The 25,866-nt window shown below is 35.1% G+C and carries 22 protein-coding genes; 2 read left to right on the plus strand and 20 right to left on the minus strand.

All coding sequences use genetic code 11. The annotated features are described in order from the left end of the window. Position 1 precedes the first annotated feature (1 nt). The 5 genes from gatB to pcrA are packed head-to-tail and all read right to left on the minus strand — an operon-like array spanning position 2 to position 7,500. Positions 2–1,432: an Asp-tRNA(Asn)/Glu-tRNA(Gln) amidotransferase subunit GatB gene (gene gatB, locus MN581_RS01625; RefSeq protein WP_117972795.1), complete on the minus strand. Its 1,431-nt coding sequence runs from the start codon at positions 1,430–1,432 to the stop codon at positions 2–4. Beyond that, on the minus strand, positions 1,432–2,901 hold the full coding sequence (gene gatA, locus MN581_RS01630; protein ID WP_241699042.1) for an Asp-tRNA(Asn)/Glu-tRNA(Gln) amidotransferase subunit GatA: 1,470 nt from the start codon (positions 2,899–2,901) through the stop codon (positions 1,432–1,434). Before gatA ends, gatB begins: the two co-directional genes overlap by 1 nt. Continuing rightward, positions 2,901–3,206, minus strand: a complete 306-nt coding sequence (gene gatC / locus MN581_RS01635) for an Asp-tRNA(Asn)/Glu-tRNA(Gln) amidotransferase subunit GatC (protein ID WP_241699043.1) — start codon at positions 3,204–3,206, stop codon at positions 2,901–2,903. Before gatC ends, gatA begins: the two co-directional genes overlap by 1 nt. 13 nt (positions 3,207–3,219) lie before the next feature. Then, the gene (gene ligA, locus MN581_RS01640) at positions 3,220–5,250 is read right to left on the minus strand and encodes an NAD-dependent DNA ligase LigA (RefSeq protein ID WP_347247398.1); all 2,031 of its coding nucleotides are present in this window, start codon (positions 5,248–5,250) and stop codon (positions 3,220–3,222) included. A gap of 6 nt (positions 5,251–5,256) precedes the next feature. Continuing rightward, entirely contained in the window at positions 5,257–7,500 is a 2,244-nt protein-coding gene (gene pcrA / locus MN581_RS01645) for a DNA helicase PcrA (protein WP_241699045.1), read from the minus strand. A gap of 133 nt (positions 7,501–7,633) precedes the next feature. On the opposite strand from pcrA, the gene MN581_RS01650 reads away from it, so the two are divergent. Continuing rightward, a complete protein-coding gene (locus tag MN581_RS01650) occupies positions 7,634–7,960 on the plus strand; it encodes an inorganic pyrophosphatase (RefSeq protein ID WP_199500893.1) in 327 nt (108 codons plus the stop codon). Between the two features lie 82 nt (positions 7,961–8,042). Here MN581_RS01650 and MN581_RS01655 read toward each other — a convergent pair whose 3' ends face one another. From MN581_RS01655 to tyrS, 9 genes are all read right to left on the minus strand, one after another. After that, positions 8,043–9,824: an ABC transporter ATP-binding protein gene (locus MN581_RS01655; RefSeq protein ID WP_241699046.1), complete on the minus strand. Its 1,782-nt coding sequence runs from the start codon at positions 9,822–9,824 to the stop codon at positions 8,043–8,045. Further along, positions 9,824–11,575 carry an ABC transporter transmembrane domain-containing protein gene (locus MN581_RS01660; protein ID WP_117972802.1) on the minus strand — a complete coding sequence of 584 codons (1,752 nt, stop codon included), beginning with the start codon at positions 11,573–11,575 and terminating at the stop codon, positions 9,824–9,826. Before MN581_RS01660 ends, MN581_RS01655 begins: the two co-directional genes overlap by 1 nt. Before the next feature lie 85 nt (positions 11,576–11,660). After that, a complete protein-coding gene (locus MN581_RS01665; protein WP_071456925.1) occupies positions 11,661–11,891 on the minus strand; it encodes a YneF family protein in 231 nt (76 codons plus the stop codon). A 90-nt stretch (positions 11,892–11,981) separates the two neighbouring features. Continuing rightward, on the minus strand, positions 11,982–12,881 hold the full coding sequence (locus tag MN581_RS01670) for a deoxyribonuclease IV (RefSeq protein WP_117972803.1): 900 nt from the start codon (positions 12,879–12,881) through the stop codon (positions 11,982–11,984). A gap of 104 nt (positions 12,882–12,985) precedes the next feature. Next, positions 12,986–13,639 carry an amino acid ABC transporter permease gene (locus MN581_RS01675; protein WP_079344656.1) on the minus strand — a complete coding sequence of 218 codons (654 nt, stop codon included), beginning with the start codon at positions 13,637–13,639 and terminating at the stop codon, positions 12,986–12,988. Between the two features lie 16 nt (positions 13,640–13,655). Then, positions 13,656–14,300, minus strand: coding sequence for an amino acid ABC transporter permease (locus MN581_RS01680; protein WP_071456928.1), 645 nt, complete (start codon positions 14,298–14,300; stop codon positions 13,656–13,658). Between the two features lie 20 nt (positions 14,301–14,320). Then, the gene (locus tag MN581_RS01685) at positions 14,321–15,088 is read right to left on the minus strand and encodes a transporter substrate-binding domain-containing protein (protein WP_277756526.1); all 768 of its coding nucleotides are present in this window, start codon (positions 15,086–15,088) and stop codon (positions 14,321–14,323) included. Between the two features lie 38 nt (positions 15,089–15,126). Next, a complete protein-coding gene (locus MN581_RS01690) occupies positions 15,127–15,858 on the minus strand; it encodes an amino acid ABC transporter ATP-binding protein (protein WP_241699047.1) in 732 nt (243 codons plus the stop codon). 323 nt (positions 15,859–16,181) lie between these two features. Next, positions 16,182–17,444 (minus strand): tyrosine--tRNA ligase, encoded by a 1,263-nt coding sequence (tyrS, locus tag MN581_RS01695; protein WP_117972806.1) that lies wholly within the window; start codon positions 17,442–17,444, stop codon positions 16,182–16,184. A gap of 214 nt (positions 17,445–17,658) precedes the next feature. Here tyrS and MN581_RS01700 point away from each other — a divergent pair, with 214 nt between their 5' ends. Beyond that, complete coding sequence (locus MN581_RS01700) at positions 17,659–19,974, plus strand: transglycosylase domain-containing protein (RefSeq protein ID WP_117973178.1); 2,316 nt, start codon at positions 17,659–17,661, stop codon at positions 19,972–19,974. 46 nt (positions 19,975–20,020) lie between these two features. Here the strand turns inward: MN581_RS01700 and glyS are convergent, their stop codons facing one another. From glyS to ybeY, 6 genes are all read right to left on the minus strand, one after another. Further along, on the minus strand, positions 20,021–22,096 hold the full coding sequence (gene glyS, locus MN581_RS01705) for a glycine--tRNA ligase subunit beta (protein ID WP_241699048.1): 2,076 nt from the start codon (positions 22,094–22,096) through the stop codon (positions 20,021–20,023). Continuing rightward, positions 22,089–22,994, minus strand: coding sequence for a glycine--tRNA ligase subunit alpha (glyQ, locus tag MN581_RS01710; RefSeq protein ID WP_071456933.1), 906 nt, complete (start codon positions 22,992–22,994; stop codon positions 22,089–22,091). Before glyQ ends, glyS begins: the two co-directional genes overlap by 8 nt. Before the next feature lie 243 nt (positions 22,995–23,237). Then, positions 23,238–24,041 (minus strand): DNA repair protein RecO, encoded by an 804-nt coding sequence (gene recO / locus MN581_RS01715; protein ID WP_241699049.1) that lies wholly within the window; start codon positions 24,039–24,041, stop codon positions 23,238–23,240. A gap of 45 nt (positions 24,042–24,086) precedes the next feature. Then, a complete protein-coding gene (gene era / locus MN581_RS01720) occupies positions 24,087–24,992 on the minus strand; it encodes a GTPase Era (protein ID WP_071456935.1) in 906 nt (301 codons plus the stop codon). Positions 24,993–25,007: 15 nt separating this feature from the next. Further along, positions 25,008–25,406, minus strand: a complete 399-nt coding sequence (locus tag MN581_RS01725) for a diacylglycerol kinase family protein (RefSeq protein WP_241699220.1) — start codon at positions 25,404–25,406, stop codon at positions 25,008–25,010. Continuing rightward, the gene (gene ybeY / locus MN581_RS01730; protein ID WP_071456937.1) at positions 25,390–25,866 is read right to left on the minus strand and encodes an rRNA maturation RNase YbeY; all 477 of its coding nucleotides are present in this window, start codon (positions 25,864–25,866) and stop codon (positions 25,390–25,392) included. Before ybeY ends, MN581_RS01725 begins: the two co-directional genes overlap by 17 nt.

Below are 25,866 nucleotides of genomic sequence, written 5' to 3' on the forward strand. Positions count from 1 at the left end.
TTTAACGTTTCAATAATTCCTCTTTTAGTAATTTGTTCACGACTCCTGGATTTGCTTTTCCTTTTGTTGCTTTCATAATTTGGCCAACTAAGAACCCAACGGCACGATCTTTTCCATTTTTAAAGTCTTCGATTGACTGTTCATTTTTGTCTAATACCTCATTAATCATTGGCAATAATTGAGCTGGATCAGATAATTGGACTAATCCTTTTGCTTCTACGACTTCTTTTGCGTTTCCACCATTTTCGATTAATTCTTTAAACACTTTTTTCGCAATTTTAGAACTAATTGTGCCGTCTGCGATTAAATTAATCATCCCAGCAAGATTTTCTGGTGTTAGTTTTGTTTCGAGTAACTCTAAGCGCTCGCTATTTAAGTAAGCTGATACTTCACCCATTAACCAGTTAGAGGCTTGTTTGGCATCTGCTCCGTTATTCACTGTGGCATCAAAGAAGTCAGACATATCACTAGATAGAGTCAATACCATTGCATCATATTCAGGTAAACCAAGTTCACTCACATAACGAATACGTCTAGCTGTTGGCATTTCTGGTAATGATGCTCTGATTTCTTCCACCCATTCTTCACTAATGTCAATTGATGGAATATCTGGTTCTGGGAAGTAACGGTAATCACTTGCCCCTTCTTTAACACGCATCAAGATAGTTGATTTAGTTGATTCATCATAGCGACGTGTTTCTTGTTGGATAATGCCACCTGACATTAACACTTTTGCTTGACGTTGTTCCTCAAAAGCAAGTCCTTGTTTCACGTAGTTTAGTGAGTTCAAGTTTTTAAGTTCTGCTTTTGTTCCAAATTTTTCTTGTCCATAAGGTCTTAGAGAAATATTGGCATCACAACGCATTGACCCTTCTTCCATTTTCACATCACTGACACCAGTAAATTGGATGATTGAACGGATGGCTTCTAAATAAGCATAAGCTTCTTCAGGTGAACGCATATCTGCTTCAGATACAATCTCAATAAGTGGTGTGCCTTGACGATTTAAATCGACGTATGAATAACCATCAGTACCATGAATATTTTTACCCGCATCTTCTTCTAAATGCACGCGTTCAATACGGATTTTTTTCTTTTTACCTTCTACTTCGATTTCAACCCAACCATCATAGCCAATTGGTTTGTCATCTTGAGAAATTTGGTAAGCTTTTGGATTATCTGGATAAAAATAGTTTTTTCTATCAAAATTTGTGTGATGGTTGATTTTACAGTTAAGTGCTAAAGCTGCTTTCATACCATATTCAAGTGCGCCTCTATTTAAAACAGGTAAAACACCTGGCATTGAAAAATCAATCACGTTTGTATTGGTATTTGGATCTGCACCAAAGTGAGCGGCAGACGTTGAAAAGATTTTTGATTCGGTTTTTAATTCTACATGGACTTCTAACCCAATGACTGTTTCAAAATTCACTATGCTTTACCTCCTAAAATAACAGGTTGTTTTTTATGGAAATCAGTTGCTTGTTCAAACGCATACGCTGCTTGATACATTTTTTCTTCATCAAAATGATTTCCGATTAATTGAATCCCAATTGGCAATCCTTCAGAAAATCCACCAGGAACACTCATGCCTGGTAAACCAGCTAAGTTAACTGGAATGGTTAAGATATCACGCATATATGCTGTGATTGGATCATCTTGAGCGGCACCAAATTCAAATGCCACAGTTGGTGATACTGGTCCTAAAATCAAGTCGTAGTTTTCAAAGACTTTTTTAAAGTCATTGACAATCAAGGTACGAACTTGTCCAGCTTTTCTAAAGTATGCATCATAAAATCCGGCGCTTAGAGAGAATGTTCCAAGCATAATACGACGTTTCACTTCTGAACCAAATCCTTCAGAACGTGAGTTAACATATACGTCTTCTAAGTTTGAAATATTTTCTGAACGGTAACCATAGCGAATACCATCAAAACGTTGTAAGTTTGATGATGCTTCTGATGAGGCAATAATATAGTAAACTTCCACGCCATAAACCGCATTTGGTAAACTAACTTCGTCTACTGTTGCTCCAAGCGCTTCAAATGTTTTCACCGCTTCTTTTACGGCTTGACGAATATCAGGATGAACCCCTTCACCCATGAATTCTTTTGGTACACCAATTTTCATTCCTTTGATGTCTTGACCAATTAAGTTTGTAAAATCTGGTGTGTCACGACGAGAACTTGTACTGTCTTTTGCATCATGTCCAGAAATCGCATTTAAAATCATGGCATTGTCTTCCACCGTACGAGTCATTGGCCCAATTTGGTCTAAACTTGATGAAAAGGCAATTAACCCATAACGAGAAACGCGTCCATAAGTTGGTTTCATCCCCACGATACCGTTAAATGACGCTGGTTGGCGGATACTTCCACCTGTATCACTACCTAAAGAAGCAGGAACTTGTCCAGCTGCCACACTCGCAGCAGACCCACCTGAAGAGCCACCAGGTACTTTTGTTTGGTCCCATGCATTTTTTGTTTTCTTGAAGTACGACGTTTCAGTTGAAGAACCCATCGCAAACTCGTCCATGTTTAATTTACCCATAGACACAAGTCCAGCTGATTCTAATTTTTCTACTGCCGTCGCAGAATAGATTGGGTTAAAGTTGTACAACATTTTACTTGCTGCGGTTGTTAACACGTCTTTTGTCACGATATTATCTTTAATCCCAATTGGAATACCAGCTAAAGGTGTTAATTCACTACGTGGTGAGTCATCAATTTTTTTCGCTTCTGCTAATGCTTTTTCTTCACTTAATGTGATAAAGGCATCAATCGTTGGCTCTGTTTCTTTGATGTAATCAAAACCACTTTTCACAACCTCTTGTGAGCTTAATTCTTTTTTATTTAACGCCTCACTTAGTTGTTTTACTGTTAATTGTTGTAATTCAGTCATTATGCTCCTGCCTCCCCGTTATCCATAATTGCTGGCACTTTAATGTAACCATCTTGTGTTTCAGGAACATTGCTAAATAATTCGTCACGGCTTTCACCTTTAACGGCGATGTCTTCTCTAAAGACATTTGTTTCTTCTGTCACACTTGAAGTAAATGGTACATCTGTTGTGTCGACTTGGCTTAAATTTGCCATCATGTCAGTGACTTTCCCTAAATGTTTTGTCATCTCATCTAATTCACTATCTGAAAAACGTAATTTCGATAATTTTGCTACGTGTAGTACTTCTTCTTTTGAAATTGTCATCAAAATTCTCCTTTTACTCTGTTTTATGTGACGCGTTTATGGCATCAACCATTTGTTGTTCACTCCAAACGTCAATTCCTAATTCTTGTGCTTTGGTTAACTTGCTACCAGCTTCCTCTCCAGCAACAACCATATCCGTTTTTTTCGACACACTACCCGTCACTTTTCCACCTAACGACTCAATCTTTTGTTTGGCTTCAGCTCGTTTAAATTGTGTCAAACTTCCAGTTAAAACAATCGTTTTATCTTTAAATGGGGACTCGATTGATGTGATGTCTTCTTTTGTCACACCAAGATACGTCATATTCACCCCAGCTTGTTTTAGTTTGTCAATTTGTTCCAATGTTTCTGGAATCGAGAAATATTTGATAATACTATCAGCCATCACTGGTCCAATCGTGTCAATCGCAAAAATCTTTTCTTTATCCGCTTCGATAATTTTATCAATCGTACCAAATTCACTTGAAATAATTTTAGCAGCTTTTGATCCAACATGTTGAATTCCTAAACCAAACAACAATCGCTCTAATGAATTACCTTTGCTACTTGCAATGGCCTCTAAAATATTATTAGCAGATTTTTCTTTGATTTTATCAAGCGTTAATAATTGCTCTTGCGTTAAATAGTACAAGTCTGCTGCTTGTTTGACAAGTTCTTTTTCATACATTTGTTCTAACACACGAGGGCCTAATCCATCAATGTTCATGGCATTACGTGACACAAAATGATTTAGTCCTTCTTTAATTTGAGCTGGACAAGCCGGATTTAAACATCTTAATGCCACTTCTGATTCAATACGCTCCAATTCAGAATGACAGGTCGGACAATGTGTTGGAAACTCATACGGCTGACTGTCTTCAGATCGCTTATCCAACACAACTTGAGTGACCTCAGGAATTATATCTCCAGCTTTATGAATCACGACTGTATCTAATAATCGAATGTCTTTTTCAGCAATCAAATCACAATTATGTAAGCTAGCTCGTGAAACGGTTGTTCCAGCTAGTTGCACCGGATCCATCACCGCAGTTGGCGTTACAACGCCCGTTCGTCCAACTGTCCACTCGATGTCTCGTAAGACTGTTTGAACTTCTTCAGCCGGAAACTTATACGCAATCGCCCACTTAGGGGCTTTTACTGTATAACCTAATTCATTTTGTGCATCAAAATCATTGACTTTAATCACAATACCATCAATTTCATAATCGAGCGTGTGACGTTTGTCGCTAAATTCGACAATGTATTGCCACACGTCATCAATCGTGGCACAAAGTTCACGTTGATGATTCGTTTTAAATCCTAAACTATCTAGATAATCTAATGCGTCTGTTTGGGTTGTTAATCCTAATTCTTCAGGATTAGCAATTGTATATAAAAACGTACTTAACTGACGTTTGGCTGTGATAGATGAATCAAGTTGACGTAAACTCCCCGCTGCTGCATTACGCGGATTCGCGAACACACTTTCGCCATTTTTGTCACGTTCCTCATTTAGTCTAACGAACGACTCTTTTGGCATAAAACACTCACCACGAACGTCCAGTGTCACAGGTGTTTGCAGTGATAGTGGAATAGAGTGAACGGTACGCAAATTTTGCGTAATATCCTCCCCTACGACACCATCTCCACGAGTTGCACCTTGAACAAATTGTCCATTGTCATAAGTTAAATTAATCGCCAGGCCGTCAATCTTTAATTCTACCATGTAACTAATGGGTTTGCTCGTGCCTTTTCTCACGCGTTTATCAAAATCACGTAAGTCTTGCTCGTTAAAGGCATTACTTAAACTCATCATTGGTGTCGTGTGCTCTACTTTTTGAAACCCGTCTAGTAATTTTCCGCCCACTCGTTGCGTGATAGAATCACTTGTTACAAGTTTTGGAAACTGTCCTTCTAAACTCACTAATTCTTTGTATAACTTATCATATTCATGGTCACTAACGAGTGGCGCATCTTTCACATAATAAGCGCGTGCCCATTCATTTAACGTGTGACGTAACTCGCCCACACGTTTTGTTGCTTCATCAATACCCAAAATGGTCACCTCTTTTTAATCTACTTTTGTAATAGGTGCAAAAGCGGCCAATAAACGTTTAATCCCTTGAGAAGGAAATGCCACATCTAACTCCATATCTTTGGCGTCTCCACTCACTTTAACAACCGTTCCAACACCCCACGCTTTGTGTTCGACTTTATCACCTGGTTGCCATGGTGCTTTTTCGCCACCTGTTTGTTTTTTCGCCGTAACGGCTGTTGTCGTTGGCTGTTGATACGTTGCACGACGGTATTTTTCACCAATCGGTTTTTGGCTAGCTACTTTATGCACTGCTCCAACTTTTTCTAATACGTCATCGTCAATTTCTTCTAAAAAACGTGACGGACGGTTGTATTGCGTACGTCCATACAACATACGACTTGATGCGTTCGTTAAGAATAATTGTTTTTCAGCCCGGGTAATCCCCACATAAGCTAAACGACGTTCTTCCTCTAGTTCATCACTTTCTAAAACCACACGAGATAGTGGAAAAATACTTTCTTCCATCCCAACTAAAAAGACATAAGGAAACTCAAGTCCTTTCGCCGCATGAAGTGTCATAAAGGTAACTTGACCTTGGTCGTCTTCTAATGAATCAATATCAGAAACAAGTGCCAAATCATTTAAGAATAACGCGAGTTTATCTTCATCATTTTCACTTTCGTCTTCATAATCTCCCGCTTCATAACGCTTGTCAAATTCTTTGGTTACAGTTAAGAACTCTTCCAAGTTTTCTAAACGTGAATGAGATTCAAGCGAATTTTGTTTCACCAAATCTTCTTGATAACCACTTTTATCTAACACTTGTTCGACTAATTCCGTAATTGTTAAAAACGGAATCATCTTTCTTAATTGCATAATCATTTTCCCAAAATTACCAAGCTCTTTTTTCGCTTTGCCAGTAATCGGGGTTAAATCAATATCAACTGTTGCTTGAAGTAACGACCAACCATGCATATCAGCAAACTCTCTGATTTTTTCAATGGTTCCTGGTCCAATGCCTCGTTTTGGACTATTCACCACACGCTCAAAACTTAATGAATCCATTTCATTTGAAATCACTTTTAAGTAACCTAAAATGTCTTTGATTTCTTTACGGTCGTAGAATTTATGCCCGCCAACCATTTTATAAGGAATATTTGCTTTTAAAAACGTATCCTCAATCACACGGGACATGGCATTCGTCCGATATAACACACAAAAATCGCCATATGAGCGTTGTTCTTGTTGTTTCAATTGTTGAATGGTAGTCACAATGTATTGCACTTCTTCTCGTTCAGAGTTAGCACGATAATACACAATTTTTTCGCCTGATTGATTATCTGTCCATAATTCTTTTTTCTTACGGTTTTGGTTGTGGTTAATCACACTATTTGCCGCTTGTAAAATATGTTTGGTTGAACGATAGTTTTGTTCCAGCAAAATTGTTTTAGCATCAGGATAATCTGATTCAAAATCTAAAATATTTTGCATATCAGCTCCACGCCAACCATAAATACTTTGATCCGCATCCCCCACAACACATAAATTATTAAAACGTTTCACCAGTAAGTTAACCAATGTGTATTGAGCATGGTTTGTGTCTTGGTACTCATCAACGTGAATGTATTGGAATTTATTTTGATAATAAGACAAGGTTTCAGGACTTTCCTTAAATAAACGAATTGTTAACATAATCAAATCATCAAAATCCATTGATTGATTGTTGCGAAGTTCTTTTTGGTATCTCTTATAGCATATTGCCACAATCTGCTCAAAATAACCATTGTAGCGCTCTTCATATAATTCAGGCGTTAATAACTCATTTTTTGCCTGACTAATTTGCGATAAAATACTGCGTGGATCATGTTTTTTAGGATCAATATTTTCCTCTTTTAAAATCCGTTTAATCAATGTCTGTTGGTCACTAGCATCAAGTATGGTAAATTGACGATTGTAGCCAATTAAATCAGCGTCACGTCGTAACATTTTGACGCACATTGAGTGGAAAGTTGAGACCCACACATCTTCACCAACTGTTCCAAGAATCGACACCACACGTTCCTTCATCTCTTTGGCTGCTTTATTGGTAAAGGTAATAGCTAAAATATTCCAAGGATTAACCCCTTTTTCATCGATTAAATAAGCGACACGGTGAGTTAAGACTCTTGTTTTCCCACTACCTGCACCAGCCATTATAAGTAAAGGCCCTTGTGTCGTTTGAACGGCAGCTTGTTGTTTGTCATTTAGACCTGCCAATAAATTATGTTTTTGCGTCATTTGGTACGAACACCCTTTCTGATCAAATCCTTTTCTATTATAGCAAATTCTTAGAATAATTTCTTTCTATTTTTCTTTTTGAATTGCTTAATCCTAAAATATGGATTACAATTTAAGAAAAAGGAGGTTATTTATGACTCGTTTAATAAACGTCACGATAGACAGACCTCTTGGGTATCAAAATGAATTTGGAACTGTTTATCCAATCAACTATGGCTATGTCAAAAACATCATAACGGGAAACGGGAAAGAACAAGGTGCCTATATTTTATCACGAACTGTTCAAACCCCTATTGAGTCATTTGATGGTGTCCTCATCGCCATTGTCAAACGACATGACGATGTTGAAACCAAATGGGTTATCTCATCTTCAGGTGAAACCTATACAGCAGAAGAAATATATGACCAAATTGAATTCATCGAACAATATTTCGATTCTTCTGTGTATCTTGTTGACTAGCCTGTCATGTTAACAAATCAAAAAAACAGACTCGGGAAAAAATTATTTTCTGAGTCTGTTTTTTTGATTCTTCTTTATTATATTATATTTGATTGTTTTGCAAACGATACATATCGTAGTATAACCCTTCTTCATCAATTAACTCATCATGAGTTCCTTTTTCAACAATATGACCTTTTTCAAGAACTAAAATAAGATTGGCATCTTTAATAGTAGATAATCTATGTGCAATGGCAATCGTCGTACGACCTTTACGCATTTTCTCTAATCCTTCTTGAATCAGTGTTTCGGTTTCGGTATCGATATTAGCAGTTGCCTCATCTAATACTAGAATTTTCGGATCAGTGACGATTGTTCTGGCAAATGAAATCAACTGACGTTGGCCACTTGAAAAACTTGATCCACCTTCCAAAACAGGTGCATGATACTTTTTAGGTAATGTTTCAATAAATTTATCCGCTTGAACAAATTTTGCCGCATTAACAATCTGCTCATCTGTAATAGCATTATTTAACAATCTAATATTGCTTGAAATATCACCATAAAACATAAACGCATCTTGTAAGACTAATCCCATTTTCTCACGTAATTCTTCCATTGGATAATCTTTGATATTCACGTCATCAATTAAAATATCACCATCATAAAATTCATAAAATCGCATCAGCACATTGATAATGGAACTTTTACCACTTCCAGTATGCCCAACTAACGCCACTGTTTCACCTGGATTTGCGACAAAACTAATGTTATTTAATACATTATGTGTTCCGTCATAAGAAAAACTAACATCTCTGAACTCGATTTTAGCGTTTGTGATGGTTGCATTAGCTCCTTCATTTTGTTGTGGCACTAATTCTTCATGATCTAAAATACGCATAATTCGGCTTCCAGCAACAAGCCCATCTTGAAATGTACTTAAAAAGTCCATCATCTGTGTCATTGGATTAAAAAATTGTTGTACGTATGAAATAAAGGCATAAATCATCCCAACTTCAACTAACGAATTAAATGATTTAAAACCAAAGAATCCTAAAATCATCGCGGTTGCTAAAGCAAAAAGTAAGTTGATAATTGGTGCAAGAAGTAATGAATTAGTTCGAATCATGGCATACTTTGTTTTTAAGTAGTCATTATTATTTTCTTCAAATTCTTCTTCAAGACGTTCTTCTTGTCTAAAGTATTGCACAATTTGCATACCTGAGATTGATTCATTTAATTTTGTGTTTAATTGACTTAACCGCTCACGCATGTTGCGGTAAATCTTTGAACTAAATTTTTGATAATACCAGATAATCACCAGTAATATCGGAAAAAAGATCAAACAAGCAAACATTAATTGCACATTAATCGTTGCCATGGCAATAAATGACGCCACGATACCAAATAACGCAGATAAAACCATCAAGAAAACTAACCAAAAATCAAATAACGTTTCAGTGTCGTTCGTCACACGAGAAACAATTGATCCAGCAGGTGTCTGGTCAAAGTATCTCATGCCCATCATTTGTAGTTTTGAGAATAACTTAACGCGGATAGATTGGTATGTTTGCAATGACCCTTTGTAATATAAAATCCACTGTCCAAACCATACAATAGCTTTGAATAACGTTCCTAAACCATAAAGGGCAGCAAAATATAAAATCGTCTGTGTCGTCACACTAGTATCTGTTAGATGGTTATCCATAAATACTTGCAAAATTTTCGGTAGAATAATATTAACGACCGCAAGTAACACAGCAAATACTAATGATCCGACAAAGTATTTTCTAAACGGTTTAGCAAAAGTTATCAAACGCTTAACGATTTCTTTTTGCTCTTTCATCGTAAACGACTTGGACCATGCTGATTGTTGTTCTTCCATTAGTTTAGCCCCCCTTCAATTTTTTGTTCAAGTTGTTGATGGTCATACATTTTCTTATACCAACCATTTAATGCAATCAACTCGTTATGGGTGCCTCGTTCGATGATTTTTCCTTCATCGATCACAATGATTTCTTTTGCATGTTTTACACTACTTAATCTATGAGTCGTGATAATCGTGGTTTTATTTTGTCTTGTTTCTTTCAAACTAGATAATATTAATTCCTCTGTTTTAGCATCAACAGCAGATAACGCATCATCTAGAATTAATAATTCTGGTTCTGTTAATAGGGCTCGTGCAATCGAGATACGTTGTTTTTGACCACCTGAAAGAGAGACACCACGTTCTCCAACCATTGTGTCATAGCCATGACTAAATCCCATAATATCATCATGTACTGCTGCTTGTTTAGCAATCGTTTCGACTAATTCTTGTGATGCTTTTGGGCGACCAAATCGAATATTATCTCTTACTGTCATCGAAAACAGAAAATGATCTTGCGGCACATAACCAATCGAATGAAGTAGTGCATCCAATGTATAATGTTGTAATTTGTTACCACCAAATAATATCTCACCATCATAATCATCGTATTCACGCATTAACAGTTTTAGTAATGTTGTTTTCCCTGCTCCAGTTTTACCAACTATTCCAAGAGTATCTCCCTCATGTAAGGTAAAATCTATATGTTCTAATGCTGTTACCTCATCACCTGGGTAATTAAATTTGTCTACGTGATAATGGATATCTCCTTTTGCTGGCTGAGATACACCTGTTTTCATTTCTATAATCGCTGACTTTTCACTTAATAATTCATTAACACGGTCATAACTTGCATTCCCTCGTTGCAAAATGTTAAAGAAACGCCCGATTGCGAACATTGGCCAAACCAACATCCCAATATAGTTAAAAAATGAGATTAATTGCCCAATTGAAATACTTCCAGTTTTAACTAAGTAGCCACCTAGCGAAATTGAAATAATGTAACTTAACCCAATAATAATTGTAATCAGTGGATCAAATAATGCATCTAAAAAGTTGACGCGATTATTTTTTCTAACAGAGTAATCCACTTTTTCTTTAAAATCTTCTATTTCTTCTTTTTCTTGTCCAAAAGTTTTAATCACTTTTATCCCGGTAATTGTTTCTTGCGTTTTATCATTTAATCTTGAAAACGCATCTTGTGACTCTTTAAACGCTGCGTGTAACTTGTCTCCAAGTTTACTAGATAACACAGCAAGCAGTGGAAACGGTAGTAACGCTAGTAATGTTAAACGCCAATCAATGAAAATAATCATCGCAATCACCGTTATAGCTCCTGTAATAAACGCATCAGCAAAGGTTAAAATCCCTCCACCAGCCACGTTTTGGATGGCGTTTAAGTCATTTGTGGCATGTGCCATTAAATCTCCTGTACGATACCGTTGATAAAACGTTTGGTCCATCTGAGTAAAATGATGGAACAACCTTTTTCTCATACGTTTTTCTAATCTAGCTGCACCACCCCAGATGTGTGTTCGCCACACATAACGCAATAAATACACCACGATAGCTGCTAATACTAATAATCCAACCCAAAACATTAATTTTTGAACGGTTAATGTTTTATCAGCAATAGAGTCCACGACAATCCCAATCACTCTCGGCGGTAATAACTGAATAATAGCAACTAAAATTAATGCCCCTACACCGATAATGTAGTTTTTCTTTTCTTCTTTGAAAAACCAAGCTAATTTTTTAAAAACGCTCAAGTTGTTCACTCCTTTTGACCATAAAAAAACAGGTGCGAAAAAGCACCCGTTTTTTATGTTTTTTATTCATTCCAAAACAAAACAACTATTTTTTCTTCTTGTTGTTTTGAGCTGTCATGTTTTGCATCATTTGACGTATTTTCTTCTCTGACGGTTTTTGACCCATCTGTGACATCATCATACGCAACATATCCTCATTAACGGGAGGATTTTTCTGTAATTGATCTTCAAATGTTTTCTTTGCTAAAAAGAATCCACCGACTGCTCCTAAAATTAGGGCAATAATAATGAATAAAATAGCTAATCCAGTATTCATCTTTTCGACGCTCCTTCCTCCAATTAATCTACTCCACAATAATCAATTGTACTAGAAAATAACGTCAATGAAAAGACTCTTTTAACAAATTTAGGCATTATTTTCAATATCTATTAACAAATTAGGATTAAATTCTCCTTTTTTCAACATTTTAATCTCATGATAGTATGGTGCTTTGGCTGTTTTTTTATCTTCACCTACAAAAGGTGTTTCTAAAATTTTCGGTAACTCTTTTAATTGGTCGTGATGAACCACATAATTTAATGCATCAAACCCAATTGTCCCAAAGCCAATATTCGCATGACGGTCTTTATGTGAGCCTTGATCGTTTTTAGAATCATTGACATGAATGACTTTTAATCTGTCCAAACCAATGATTTTATCAAACTCTTCTAACACACCATCAAAATCTTCACGAACATTGTACCCAGCATCGTTAATGTGGCATGTATCTAACGTCACAGATAATTTATCGTTATGTGTGACCCCGTCAATAATTCGTGCGATTTCCTCAAATGAACGACCGATTTCTGTTCCTTTTCCTGCCATCGTTTCTAGCGCAATCTGTGGTGTTTGATCACTTGTTAACACTTCATTTAATCCTTTAATAATTTGGTTAACCCCCGCATCAACTCCCGCTCCAACATGGGCACCAGGATGCATTGTTATTTGTGTTGCACCAATAGCTGACACACGTTCAATTTCTTGACGTAAAAAGTCAATGGCAAACCCAAAGTTTTGTGGTTTCGTTGTGTTACCAAGATTGATGATATAAGGAGCGTGTACCACTATTTTATTAATGTCTAAATCATGTTGACGCATAAATTCTCGACCTGCTTCAATATTTAACTCTTCAATCGGTTTTCTTCGTGTATTTTGTGGTGCACCTGTATAAATCATAAAAGTTGATGCACCATATTCTGCTGATTGTTTTGCTGACCCTAACAGCATATCTTTTCCACTCATACTAACATGAGACCCTAATAACATAAAATAATTCCTCATTTCTATTAACTTACTTTATAGATTGTAGCGTTTTATCGAATTGACTACAAGATTATTGCCTAAAAAAATAACCGAACAAATTCGTTCGATTATTTTTGATAATTTAATTCAAATCGTTTCGCAAAAAGCGATAGTGAGTAGCAAATGGCAAAATAACACACTGTCATGATGATGAACATCACCAATACTGTACTAGGGTATTGGGCATAAATAATTTTAGAATTGTGTGTCAACTCTGGTAAAGAAATCACAACTGCTAACGATGTATCACGAATTAACGAAACAAACTGGCTAACAAGCGGAGGAACCATCAATTTAATCCCCTGTGGTAATACAATATAATACATTGTTTGAGCAATATTAAGACCAGTTGAACGACCCGCTTCCATTTGTCCTTTAGGTACAGCTTCAATCCCACCTCGAATAATTTCAGATAGCATTGCTGATTCAAAAATCGTCAATGCCACAACTGCTGACCAAAAAATACTAAACTGTATACCAATTTGAGGCAACGCAAAATAAGTAAAGAATATAATTAAAAGTAATGGTAAATTTCTGATGATATCAATGATCAGTCCAACTATTTTGGATAAGTATGGTATACGTAAAAATCGGATAACACCTAAAATCCCACCAATGATAAAACTAAAAATAATCGAAATAACCGCTACCTCGAGAGTTACTAATAACCCATCAAAAATAAAACGTAAATTAGGTAATGTCAAAGCTTGAGCAAAATTCATTTCTTTCACTCCTTTCTTAATTTGTTGCAACGCGTGTTTCAATATATCGCATCAAATACGACAACGGCATCGTCATCAGTAGATAAATGAGGCCAATTAATGTATACGTTCCTAACGTATTAAACGTTTCACTGGCAATCAAGTCGCCGGTATACATAAGATCTGCTCCTGTAACCATAGCCAAAATAGACGAATTTTTAACTAAATTGATAAATTGATTTCCTAATGAAGGCAACGCCACTTTAAATGCTTGAGGTAACACGATATAGTACATAATTTGGAAATAATTTAAGCCTGAAGACATTCCTGCTTCCTTTTGACCCGTTGATACAGCTTCAATACCTGATCGAACCGTATCCGCAATAAAAGCTGATGTATATAATGTTAAGCCAATGGTACCTGATGTGATTCCATTAAATTTAAATCCATACAACGGTAATACAACAAAGAAAAACATTACCACAATTAATAAAGGAATATTACGGAAAAAATTAACGTAGATATTGCCAATTCGTCGAATCCATTTTTTTGTGGCTACTTGCATCATGGCTGTTATTGTTCCAATAATCAAACTACCAATTAACGCAATCAAACTGGCTGTCAATGTTACTTTTAGTCCAGATAAAATATCTTGATGATAAGTATTCCAAATTTCTAACATAGTCTCAACTCCTTTATCTTTTAGTCTTTAATCCATTTTTTATATATCTTGTCATAGGTGCCATCTTTTTTCATGTCTGATAACAATCGATTGACTTCATTTACTAAGTCTGTTTGCCCTTTATTAAACGCAATACCATATGGTTCCTCAGTAAAATTACCACCAACTAATTCATAATCAGGGTTTTCAGATACCACACCTAAAAGGATGCTATTATCTGTTGTCATCGCATCACCTTGTCCGGATTGAAGAGCCGTAAACGCTTCAGCATAGTTTTCTAATTCTAAAACTGTCACATCAGGGGCTTTTTTCCTCACGTTTACAGCTGAAGTAGATCCTTTTACGGCTAAAACTATTTTTCCTGCTTTTAAATCATCAATACTTTTTATGTCGCTACCTTTTTTAACTAAAAGTGACTGCCCCGCATCAAAATAAACATCTGAGAAATCCACTTGTTTTTTACGCTCGTCACTAATGGTCATAGTGGCAATAATCGCATCAATGTTTCCATTTTTTAAAAGAGGTATTCTTGTTTTTGATGTAACCTCAACAAATTCTGCTTTCTTTTCATCACCTAACAAACGTTTAGTGATTTCTTTTGCGATATCAATATCAAATCCTTCTACTTCTCTTTTTTCTATATTCATCAAACCAAATAACTTGGTGTCATACTTGACTCCCCAAATCATTTTATCTTTCTCTTTGATTGTATCTAACACATTTGATTCAGAAATACTTTTTGCCCCACAAGCTCCAAGTAAAAAAACGAAAGAAAGCATCATTAACATCAATAAACCACGATAAACTTTTTTCATATTGCTCCCTCCTAGTGACTAATAATTTTACTTAAAAATTGTTTCGCTCTTTCATCTTGTGGATCATCAAAAAAGGCTTCTGATTCGCGATCTTCTAGTACTTCTCCATCAGCCATAAAAATGACTCTATCCGCTACTTCTCTGGCAAATCCCATCTCATGAGTTACCACAACCATCGTCATACCAGACTCTTTTGCTAGAGACTTCATAACATCCAATACTTCTCCAACCATCTCTGGGTCAAGTGCTGACGTTGGCTCATCAAATAACATATAATCAGGTGTCATAGCTAAACTTCTTGCAATAGCGACACGTTGTTGTTGACCTCCTGACAACTGTGAGGGATAAGACTCTTTTTTATCTAACATACCGACTCTATCTAATAATTGTTCAGCTCTCTTATTAGCTTCCTGTTTATCTAAACCTAACACTTTTACTGGCGCGAGTGTTACATTTTCTAACACCGTCATATTAGCATATAAGTTAAATTGCTGAAATACCATTCCTAAGTTTTTTCGAACATTATTTAAATTCGTTTTTGGATCAAAAATACTGGTTCCATCTACTATTAATTCACCAGTTGATATGTCTTCCAATGCATTGATACAACGTAGCATAGTACTCTTACCTGATCCAGAAGGACCTAATACAACAACCACCTCACCAGTTTCAATTGTTAGATTGATATCTTTTAATGCATGAAACTCTCCATAGTATTTTTCTACATTTTTAAATGTAATCATTGCTAAAAACCCCTCTCTTATAATGTGATGATAAACCGCTAACTTTTCTCATCAAAAATTAATATTATTCTATTAAGAATTCATTATATACTGTAAAGTTTATAATTGTAAAGTTTTCTATAATGAAGTTTTAAAAAAAAAAAAAGAATATAAGTACTATTAAATTTATCATTTATTCTATTTTAGAACAATAAAATTAATTTAATCAACTTTATTGAATAATATTATTTGAAATTATCTTTATTTAAAGAAATTAAAAAACCTAAGAAAAAATGATGATAATCATCATTTTTTCTTAGGTTTAGCTAACTATTAACAACTTTTTAAAACTTCAATAAGAAATATTTTTTCTTTCCACGTCGAATAACAATAAATTCATTTTCTATTTTATCTTTATCAGATAAGACATATTCTAACTCTTGGATTCTATCTCCGTTAATGTAGATAGCTCCATTTTTGACATCCTCACGTGCTTGACGTTTAGATGACTCAATACCAGCGTTCACTAATAACTCAACAAGATTTAAATCATCATTAGCTGATACTTCATAACTAGGAACATCTTTAAACCCTTGTTTAATTTCTTCGCCAGTTAATTCTTTGATGTCACCACTAAACAATGCTTTAGAAATTCTCACAGCTTGTTCGTAAGATTTTTCACCATGAACCAGTGTTGTGACTTCTTTAGCCAATGCTTTTTGTGCAGCTCTTTCATGAGGTGCGTCATTAAATTCTTTTTCAATCTCAACAATTTCATCTAGTGATAAAAACGTAAAGTATTTTAAGAATTGAACCGCATCACGGTCATCAGTGTTTAACCAAAATTGGTAGAATTCATACGGAGATGTTTTATCAGCATCTAACCAAACAGCATTTCCTTCTGTTTTACCAAATTTTGTACCATCTGCTTTTTTAATTAGTGGCATCGTTAAGCCATAACCTTGTACTTCTTTTTCACGTCGTAATAACTCAATACCTGAAGTGATATTTCCCCACTGATCACTTCCACCTAATTGAAGTTTTACTCCTTCTGTTTCATATAGTTTTAGAAAGTCATAAGCTTGTAATAATTGATAAGCAAATTCAGTATAAGAAATACCTGTTTCAATACGACGCTTCACACTTTCTTTACTCATCATATAATTGATTGTAAAGTTTTTACCTACATCTCTTAAAAAGTCAATCAGTGTCATACTAGTCAACCAATCAGCATTATTCGCTAAAATGGCTGGATTTGTTTTATCATCAAAATCAATAAAACGAGACAATTGATTTTTAAGACTATTGGCCCATGATTCAACAATTTCAGTAGAATTTAAACTACGTTCTGCATCTTTAAATGATGGGTCACCAATCATACCAGTTCCCCCACCAACAAGTGCTACTGGCACGTGTCCTTGTTCTTGAAATCGTTTTAAGGTTAATACTGGTAATAAATGACCGATGTGTAAACTATCTGCTGTCGGATCAAAACCAATATACAACTTAACAGACTCTTCATTCAATAATTCTTCTAATGCTTGTTCGTCAGTCATTTGATAGACGAGACCACGATCCTTTAATTCTGATAAAAAATTCGTTGTCATATTAGTTCCTCCTTAATTTTATTCATCTTTAATCTTAACCTATTCATAATCTAAAAGAAAGATTAAAATGTGATTTTTATATCAGAACACCAAAACAATTTGACTAAGTATAATGATTAATTGTAAAATGATATAATTGAGCACATAAAAAGAATGAGGTGATAAATTGAACGAGGACAATAAGTTTGATACTCCCTTAGATACTCCAGAAGAAGTGGAAACTCAAACCCCTGATCCTGATAAAAAACGTGATTGGCCATTTGTCATTAATGTCACTTATCGTGTATTTCGATCGTTATTTATTCTATTAATTATTGTAGGCTTATCTTTAGCTGCATTAGGTATTGGAACAGGCATTGGCTATTTTGCTTCTTTAGTTAAAACCGTTGATGTACCTGAAAAAGAAGATCTTGTCAAAAAAATTTCAGATTTAGATCAACAGTCTAACATAACTTATGCAGATGGTTCTTTAGTTTCAGTAATAAAATCAGACTTAATTCGTACAAATATTTCATCAAATAAAATTTCAAATTTTATAAAGGAAGCGTTGGTTACTACTGAGGACGAAAACTTTTTTGAACACAAAGGAATTGTACCAAAAGCGGTTGCTAGAGCAACTTTGTCTGATATCATTGGCATTGGAAGTAAGTCTGGTGGTTCAACCATTACACAACAATTAGTCAAACAACAAGTTTTAACAAATGAAACATCTTATAAAAGAAAAGCTTCAGAAATAATGCTTGCTCTTCGAACTGAAAAAATCATGTCAAAAGATGATATTTTAAGTGCTTACCTGAATGTTTCTCCTTTTGGACGAAATAATCATGGTGAAAATATTGCAGGTATTGAAGAAGCCGCTTTAGGAATATTTGGCGTTCACGCTAGTGAGGTTACTTTACCACAAGCTGCTTTTTTAGCTGGTCTACCACAAAGCCCAATAGAATACTCTCCATACACAAACGATGCACAATTGAAAGATGACTTAAGTGCTGGACTTAATAGAAAAGATGACGTTCTCTTTAATATGTATCGTGAAAAAATAATCACTAAGGACGAATATGAAGCAGCAAAAAGTTATGATTTGAAACAAGATTTCATTGCACCTTCTCCTAAATCGGATACTGAGAATGGCTTTTTATATACCTATCTATATGATGAAGCAACGCGTGTTTTAATGCCAAGTTACTATGAAGCTGATGGACACACAGAAGATGATATCAATAATTCAAAACAACTATTTGATCAATATTTCGAAAGAGTCAAAAAAGATATTGCACGTTCTGGTTATACGATTCATTCAACGATTGATAAAACAACATATGATGCCATGCAAGAAGCGGTAAATAATTATGGCTATGTATTAGATGATGGCAGTGGAAAATTACTGGAAACAGGAAGTGTCTTAATGGATAATCAAACTGGCCGTATCTACGGTTTTATTGGTGGTAGAAATTATAGCCAAAATCAAAATAATCATGCTTTTCAAACTAGACGTTCACCTGGCTCTACTATGAAACCTATTTTAGCTTACGCTCCAGCAATCGATAATGGTATCATTGGTTCAGAATCAAAATTATCTGATTATCCATTAAAATACAAAAATGGACAAGAAGTAAAAAACTATTCTGATAAAGGGAGCAACTCCTTTAAATCTGTAAGAGAATCACTAAAATGGTCACTGAATATTCCGGTGGTTAATTTATACAATGATATGCTTCAAAGTATAGATCCTAAACAATATTTTGATAAAATGAATATAGGACTTAATCCCGATGAGTACTACCGTGAATCAATCCCTCTTGGCGCAACTGATTATGGTATGACGGTCTTAGAGGAAACAGAAGCTTATGCTACTTTAGCTAATAAAGGAGTTTATAATAAAGGCTTCTCCATTGATAAAATCACAAATGAAGAAGGTGAGGTCATTTATGAACATAAATCTGATCCAACCCAAGTCTTTAAACCTGCTACAGCATCTATCATGAATGACATGATGCGAGATGTTCTAAAAAGTGGAACAGGTCAAGCAGCCCAGGAGTCCCTTCAATCTGTTAACCCAACACTTGCTAGAGCTGACTGGGTTGGAAAAACCGGGACATCAGAATTAGAAAAAGATTATTGGTTTACCGCTTCTACTCCGGGAGTGACGATGAGTAGCTGGATTGGTTACGATGACAACACTCAAATGAGCTCAACGTGGAACAAACAAAATATGATTTATTGGTCTTATATGACAAATTATGTGTATCAAAGAAATTCTGATATATTTAAAGTGAATGAAAAATTCACCTTAGACCCTTCTGTAAAAAAAGAAAAGGTCGTCGAATTTACAGGAGAAAAGGTAGCCACCGTCAAAGTAGATAATCAACAAATCAACTTAAAAGGAGCAAAAGAAGTAGAAAGCTTTTATGCAACTGATGGCCCTAAAGATAGTACTTTCAAATTTGGTATTGGTGGAACCGATGATAATTATAAAAATGCATGGAAATCATTTAGTACACCTAGAGCAACAACTAATAGAAGAAATTAATAACATAGAAAAAGTGGCTACTGATTAAATCAAGTAGCCACTTTTTTTATTTAACAATTAAACGATCTAAACTTGCAAAGGATAATGCAATATTTGCTATCATTTTTAATTGATTTAAACGATTTTCTCTTATTGCTTGATCATCAACCATAACCATTGTATCTTCAAAATATGATTCAATCAATGGGTTTAAATGACGCAGTTCTTCATACAATTCATTAAGTGTCAAATCACCCACTTTTTCTGAAACCGACATAATTGCTTCATAAAGTTTTTTCTCAGAATCATTTTCAAATAATTCTGGATTTACCTTTCCTACTTCTTTATCTTCTGCTTTATTAGACAAATTAATAACACGTGTTAAAGATTCGATTGTTGGTCTAAAATCACTTTCCGATGCTTGACTCACTAAAATATCTGCTGTTTCAAACATCGTATGCAAGTTTTCTTGTCGACTTTCTAAGACGGCCTCAATAATATCGTGACGAATTTGTTTACCACTAAACCATTGTTTCATACGACCTTTGATAAACTCTGTTAAAACTTCTTCATCTGCCTCAATACTTAATCCAAATCTTTCAATGTCTTCATTGATTAACTCTTTCATTTGTTGTTGTAAACGAACGATTGGGAAGTCCCATCCTTTCGATTCGATAATACGGATAATACCATAAGCTTGTCTTCGTAACGCATATGGGTCATTTGATCCTTTAGGCATAAGTCCTACAGCAAAAAATGATAATAACGTATCAGACTTGTCTGCAATAGCTAAAACAGCCCCTATATTACTTTCAGGTAACTCGCCATCACTTGATTTAGGTAAATAATGCTCGCGAATCGCTTGAGCTACACCTTTACTTTCACATTTAATTGTTGCATATTTTTCCCCGATTAATCCTTGTAACTCTGGGAACTCATCTACCATTAATGTTACCAAATCAAACTTATAAATTTGGGCAGCACGTTCTAACTCTTTCATCTCTGTGTCAGATAGACCAACTGATGTTCCGATTAATTCTGAAATAACGGAAACACGTTGCATTTTTTCATACATTGACCCAATTTTTTCATGGAATGTGACTGATTTTAGTTTTTCGACATAATCAGCAATAGATGATTTCAAATCTTCTTCATAGAAAAATTCTGCATCTTCCAAACGAGCTTGAAGAACTTTTTCATTTCCTTTTCTAACGTTATCAAGATAGTCAGAGTTACCATTTCGTACAGAGACAAAATGATTTAGTAAGTTTCCTTCTGAATCTAGGACTTCAAAATAACGTTGGTGTTCTTTCATCGACGTAATTAACACTTCTGAAGGTAATGATAAGTAGTTTTTCTCAAAGTTTCCAACAAAAACAGTTGGATATTCAACAAGGTTAACGACTTCTTCTAATAAATCGGCATCTTGAGGAATTGTCCATTGATTTGCTTCTTCTATCTCATTGATTTGTTTACTAATTTTGTCTTGGCGAATCACTGGATTAACAATCACAAACTGTTCTTCCAAAGCTGTTTCGTAATTAGATGAGTGATTAATCGTCGCAACTTTTCCTAAGAAACGATGTCCACGAGATGTGTTTGAGCTGTTAATACCAAACAATGACATAGGGATAATTTTATCTTCAAGTAACGCCACTAACCAATGTACTGGACGGATAAAGCGGTAGTTTCCTTCTCCCCATGTCATGCTGATTGGAAACGTTAAATGAGCTACGACATCTGTTAAGCCTGGTAAAATCGTTTCAACAGGTTGGCCTTCAATAAATTTATCAACAAAGACATACTCAACATCTTTAATTGTTTCAAAATATAAATCATCAGTTGTTGCCCCTTGACCTTTAGCAAAACCAATCGCTGCTTTTGTCCAATGACCGTCCGCATCTTGTGCGATTTTTTTTGCCGGTCCTTTTGCTTTTTCTTCTATGTTTTCTTGTTTATCAGCTAATCCATTTACACGAATAGCAAAACGTCTTGGTGTAGAAAACACTTCGATATTATCAAATGACACACGATGTTCATTCAAGTAATCTGCTGCTTTTTTAGCAAATTGTTTTGATGTTGGAGTGACTAAATGAGCTGGTACTTCTTCCAACCCGACTTCTAATAAAAATTGTTTACTCATGAATATCCTCCTCCACTGATTCTTTTAATAATGGGAAACCTAATTTCTCACGTTCTTCAACAAACCCTTTAGCTAACGCTCTAGCCATATTACGAATTCTTGCTAAATAACCCGCACGTTCTGTAACAGATACGGCTCCTCTAGCATCAAGTAAGTTAAACATGTGACTACATTTTAATACATAATCATACGCAGGATGAATTAATCCTAATTCAATGGCACGTTTTGCTTCGTTTTCATAACTGTTAAATAAGTTTAATAATAACTCTTGGTCACTTTGTTCAAATGAATACACTGAATGCTCATATTCAGGTTGCACAAAAATCTCACCGTATTTAACGCCTTTCGTCCATTCTAAATCATAGACACTTTCAACTTCTTGAATGTAAGAAGCTAAACGTTCTAATCCATATGTAATTTCTGATGTAACAGGTTTACACTCTAATCCACCCACTTGTTGGAAATAAGTAAACTGAGTGATTTCCATTCCATCTAACCAAACTTCCCAACCTAATCCAGCACAACCCATAGAAGGATTTTCCCAGTTATCTTCAACAAAACGAATGTCATGTTGTAATGGGTCAATGCCCAATACTTTCAAACTATCTAAATATAATTCTTGGATGTTTTCTGGTGAAGGTTTCATCACGACTTGGAATTGATGATGTTGATACAAACGGTTTGGGTTATCTCCATATCTTCCGTCTGCAGGACGACGTGATGGTTCAACGTATGCTGCGTTCCAAGGTTCTGGACCAATCGCACGTAAAAAAGTATATGGACTCATTGTTCCGGCCCCTTTTTCCGTATCGTATGCTTGCATTAACATACAGCCTTGATTTGACCAATAATTTTGTAGAGCTAAAATCATTTCTTGTATGGTTAATTTTTGACTCATTGTTTCTCCTCCTATTTTTTAACATAATAAAAAGTCCCTATGCTTGATAAACATATCAAACATAGGGACGACTATTCGCGGTTCCACCCTACTTCCGTTTTCACGGCAGCTTCATTTTAAAACACTCCAGAATGCCTTCAAGATGATGTCTAATATTTGGCTTACACTCTCCCAAACTCGCTTTCATTAGCTCACTCAACTTTACTTAGTTCTTTCAACGTGTCTATCTAAGTTGTCTTTATTTTAATTGGTATTGTCTTGTTTGTCAATTTTGTTTTCTCTTTTTGGAATCATTTCCTTCCAATTTTGCATATCATCAATAAATTTCTTACTTTTTAACTGCAAACCAACGTATTCTTCATAGATGGAATCAATCACTTGTCTAATGTATTGTTTCGTCTCGTCAGATAAGTTAATACTTTTAATCTGTTCAAAACTAATGTGATTAAATAATCGAATAAAATGCAATGCTCTTGGTGAGTAGTGAAACCTTCGCTCATCCATTGACCAATGCTTTTGACACAACACCCCGTGATATTTATCAGAAAAATCAAATGGTTCCTCTTGGCTGCCACAAATGGCACACGATGAAAAATTAAGTTGGATGCCAAAACGTTGAAGCAATTGTATTTCAAAAATATTGGTGATTATTTCGGCATCATAGCCCTCATCTATCAGGGTTAGTGAGTCTTTGATAAAACCAAATAAAAACGGATCATAAACGTTATCGTCAATGGCAGCATCACTTAAATTAAGGATATATGTAGCATAGGCTGATAAAAAAATATCCTGTTGAATCGCAAAAAAAGGATGAATGTCTTTGGCAGAGTTTAAAAAAGAGAGACCTTCTTCTTTTAAATCACCAATGTAATTGGCTTGAGTAAAGGGTTGGATGGCTGAATTGATTTGACTATTCTTTTTATTTGCGTGGCGCACAAAAAACATGCGTTTTCCACTTGATTCAGTAAAAATCTTTACAAGTTTATCACTCTCACGATAATTTCTTGAAAAAAGAACAATCCCATTAACCTCTTGTGGTCCTCTCAATTTGTCACCTCCTTAAATGAATAAAAAACATGGAAAAATCCATGTTTAATAATCTGTTTCTCTGTATCCGTAATTTTGTAAATCACGACGTTTATCACGCCAATTTTTTTGTACTTTTACCCACAATTCTAAGAAGACTTTATCACCTAAAAGGTTCTCAATATCTTTACGACTTTTCGTTCCGATATTTTTAAGCATTTTACCACCTTTACCAATAATAATGCCTTTTTGGCTATCGCGTTCCACTATGATTGTGGCTTGAATATGAATTTTATCATGATCATCACGTTTCATGCTTTCTGTTACGACCGCTACAGAATGAGGAACTTCTTGTTCTGTTAATTGTAAGACTTTCTCACGAATAAGTTCTGACACGATAAAATACTCCGGATGGTCAGTGACTTGATCATCTGGGAAAAACTGTGGCCCTTCTGGCATATCATTTACCAAGGTTTCTAATAAATGTTCCACATTATTTCCTTCCGTGGCAGAGATTGGGACAATTTCTTTAAAATCAAGCTCTTGACGGTAATCATCAATAATCGGTAACAATTCATCTGGATGAACGGTATCAATTTTATTAATGACTAGATATACAGGAGCATCCGCTTTCTTCAATCGTTCGATGATAAAGTCATCACCACGACCTCTTGGCATGTCCGCACTCACCATAAAGATAACGGCATCGACTTCACGTAACGCACTATAGGCTGTTTCAACCATAAAGTCGCCTAATTTATTTTTTGGTTTATGAATTCCTGGCGTATCAATAAACACAATTTGTGCTTCTTTTGTTGTATAAATTCCTTGAATTTTATTTCGTGTTGTTTGAGCTTTATTACTCATAATCGCAATTTTTTGAGCCACAATACGATTTAATAAGGTTGATTTCCCGACGTTTGGTCTTCCGACAATTGCGACAAATCCTGATTTAAAATTTTGTTCTGACATTCAATTTATCCTTTCTTAACGACCTACTAAAAATGATATTATTTTAGGTAGGAAGATGATCATCCCCACAAATATAGCAAAAAAGGCACTGAGTAACACCATACCGGCAGCCATGTCTTTTACTTTTTTCGCTAAAGGATGATACGTTTTATTTGTTACTAAATCAACTAATACTTCAAATGCTGTATTGGTCATTTCAGCCATCAATACTAACACAATCGCACAAATTAACCATAGCCATTCAGCGATTGAAATGTGACAGAAAACACCTAGTATAACCGCACTGAGTCCTAACAACATATGATACTTCATGTTTCTTTCTTCTTTTATCACAGTCTTTAATCCATATAATGCATGAGTTAAAGACTGGATAAAACGTCGATTTTTCTCAGTTTGTTTATCGTTCCAAGCCATACGCATCTAAAATCTTTCTCTGTAGATCAAACATCTCTTTCTCATCTTCTGGTGTCATATGGTCATATCCATTAAGATGCAAAAATCCATGAATCGTTAAAAAACCAAGTTCTCTATCAAATGAATGGTCATATTCTTCTGCTTGTTCTTTCGTTCGATCAACAGAAATGAATAAGTCCCCAATATTTCTTGGTAAACCAAGTTCTTCTAAATCAAATTCAAAACCTGATAAATCATCTTCTTCTAATGCAAAACTGATTACATCAGTCGGACGATCTTTTTGACGATGCTCTTTGTTGATTTGATGAATTTCTTCATCATCAACAAACGTCACTGACATTTCCGTATTTTCTGGTAGATTAATGACTTCTTGTTTCGCTGCAAAATCTATAATCGTTGAAACCAAGTTTAATTGTTCGTCTGTAAGTGTGTTCGTTTTATCAAGGAGTACCAAATCCAT

The sequence above is a fragment of the Vagococcus sp. CY53-2 genome, from assembly GCF_022604695.1.
Classification (GTDB): Bacteria; Bacillota; Bacilli; order Lactobacillales; family Vagococcaceae; genus Vagococcus.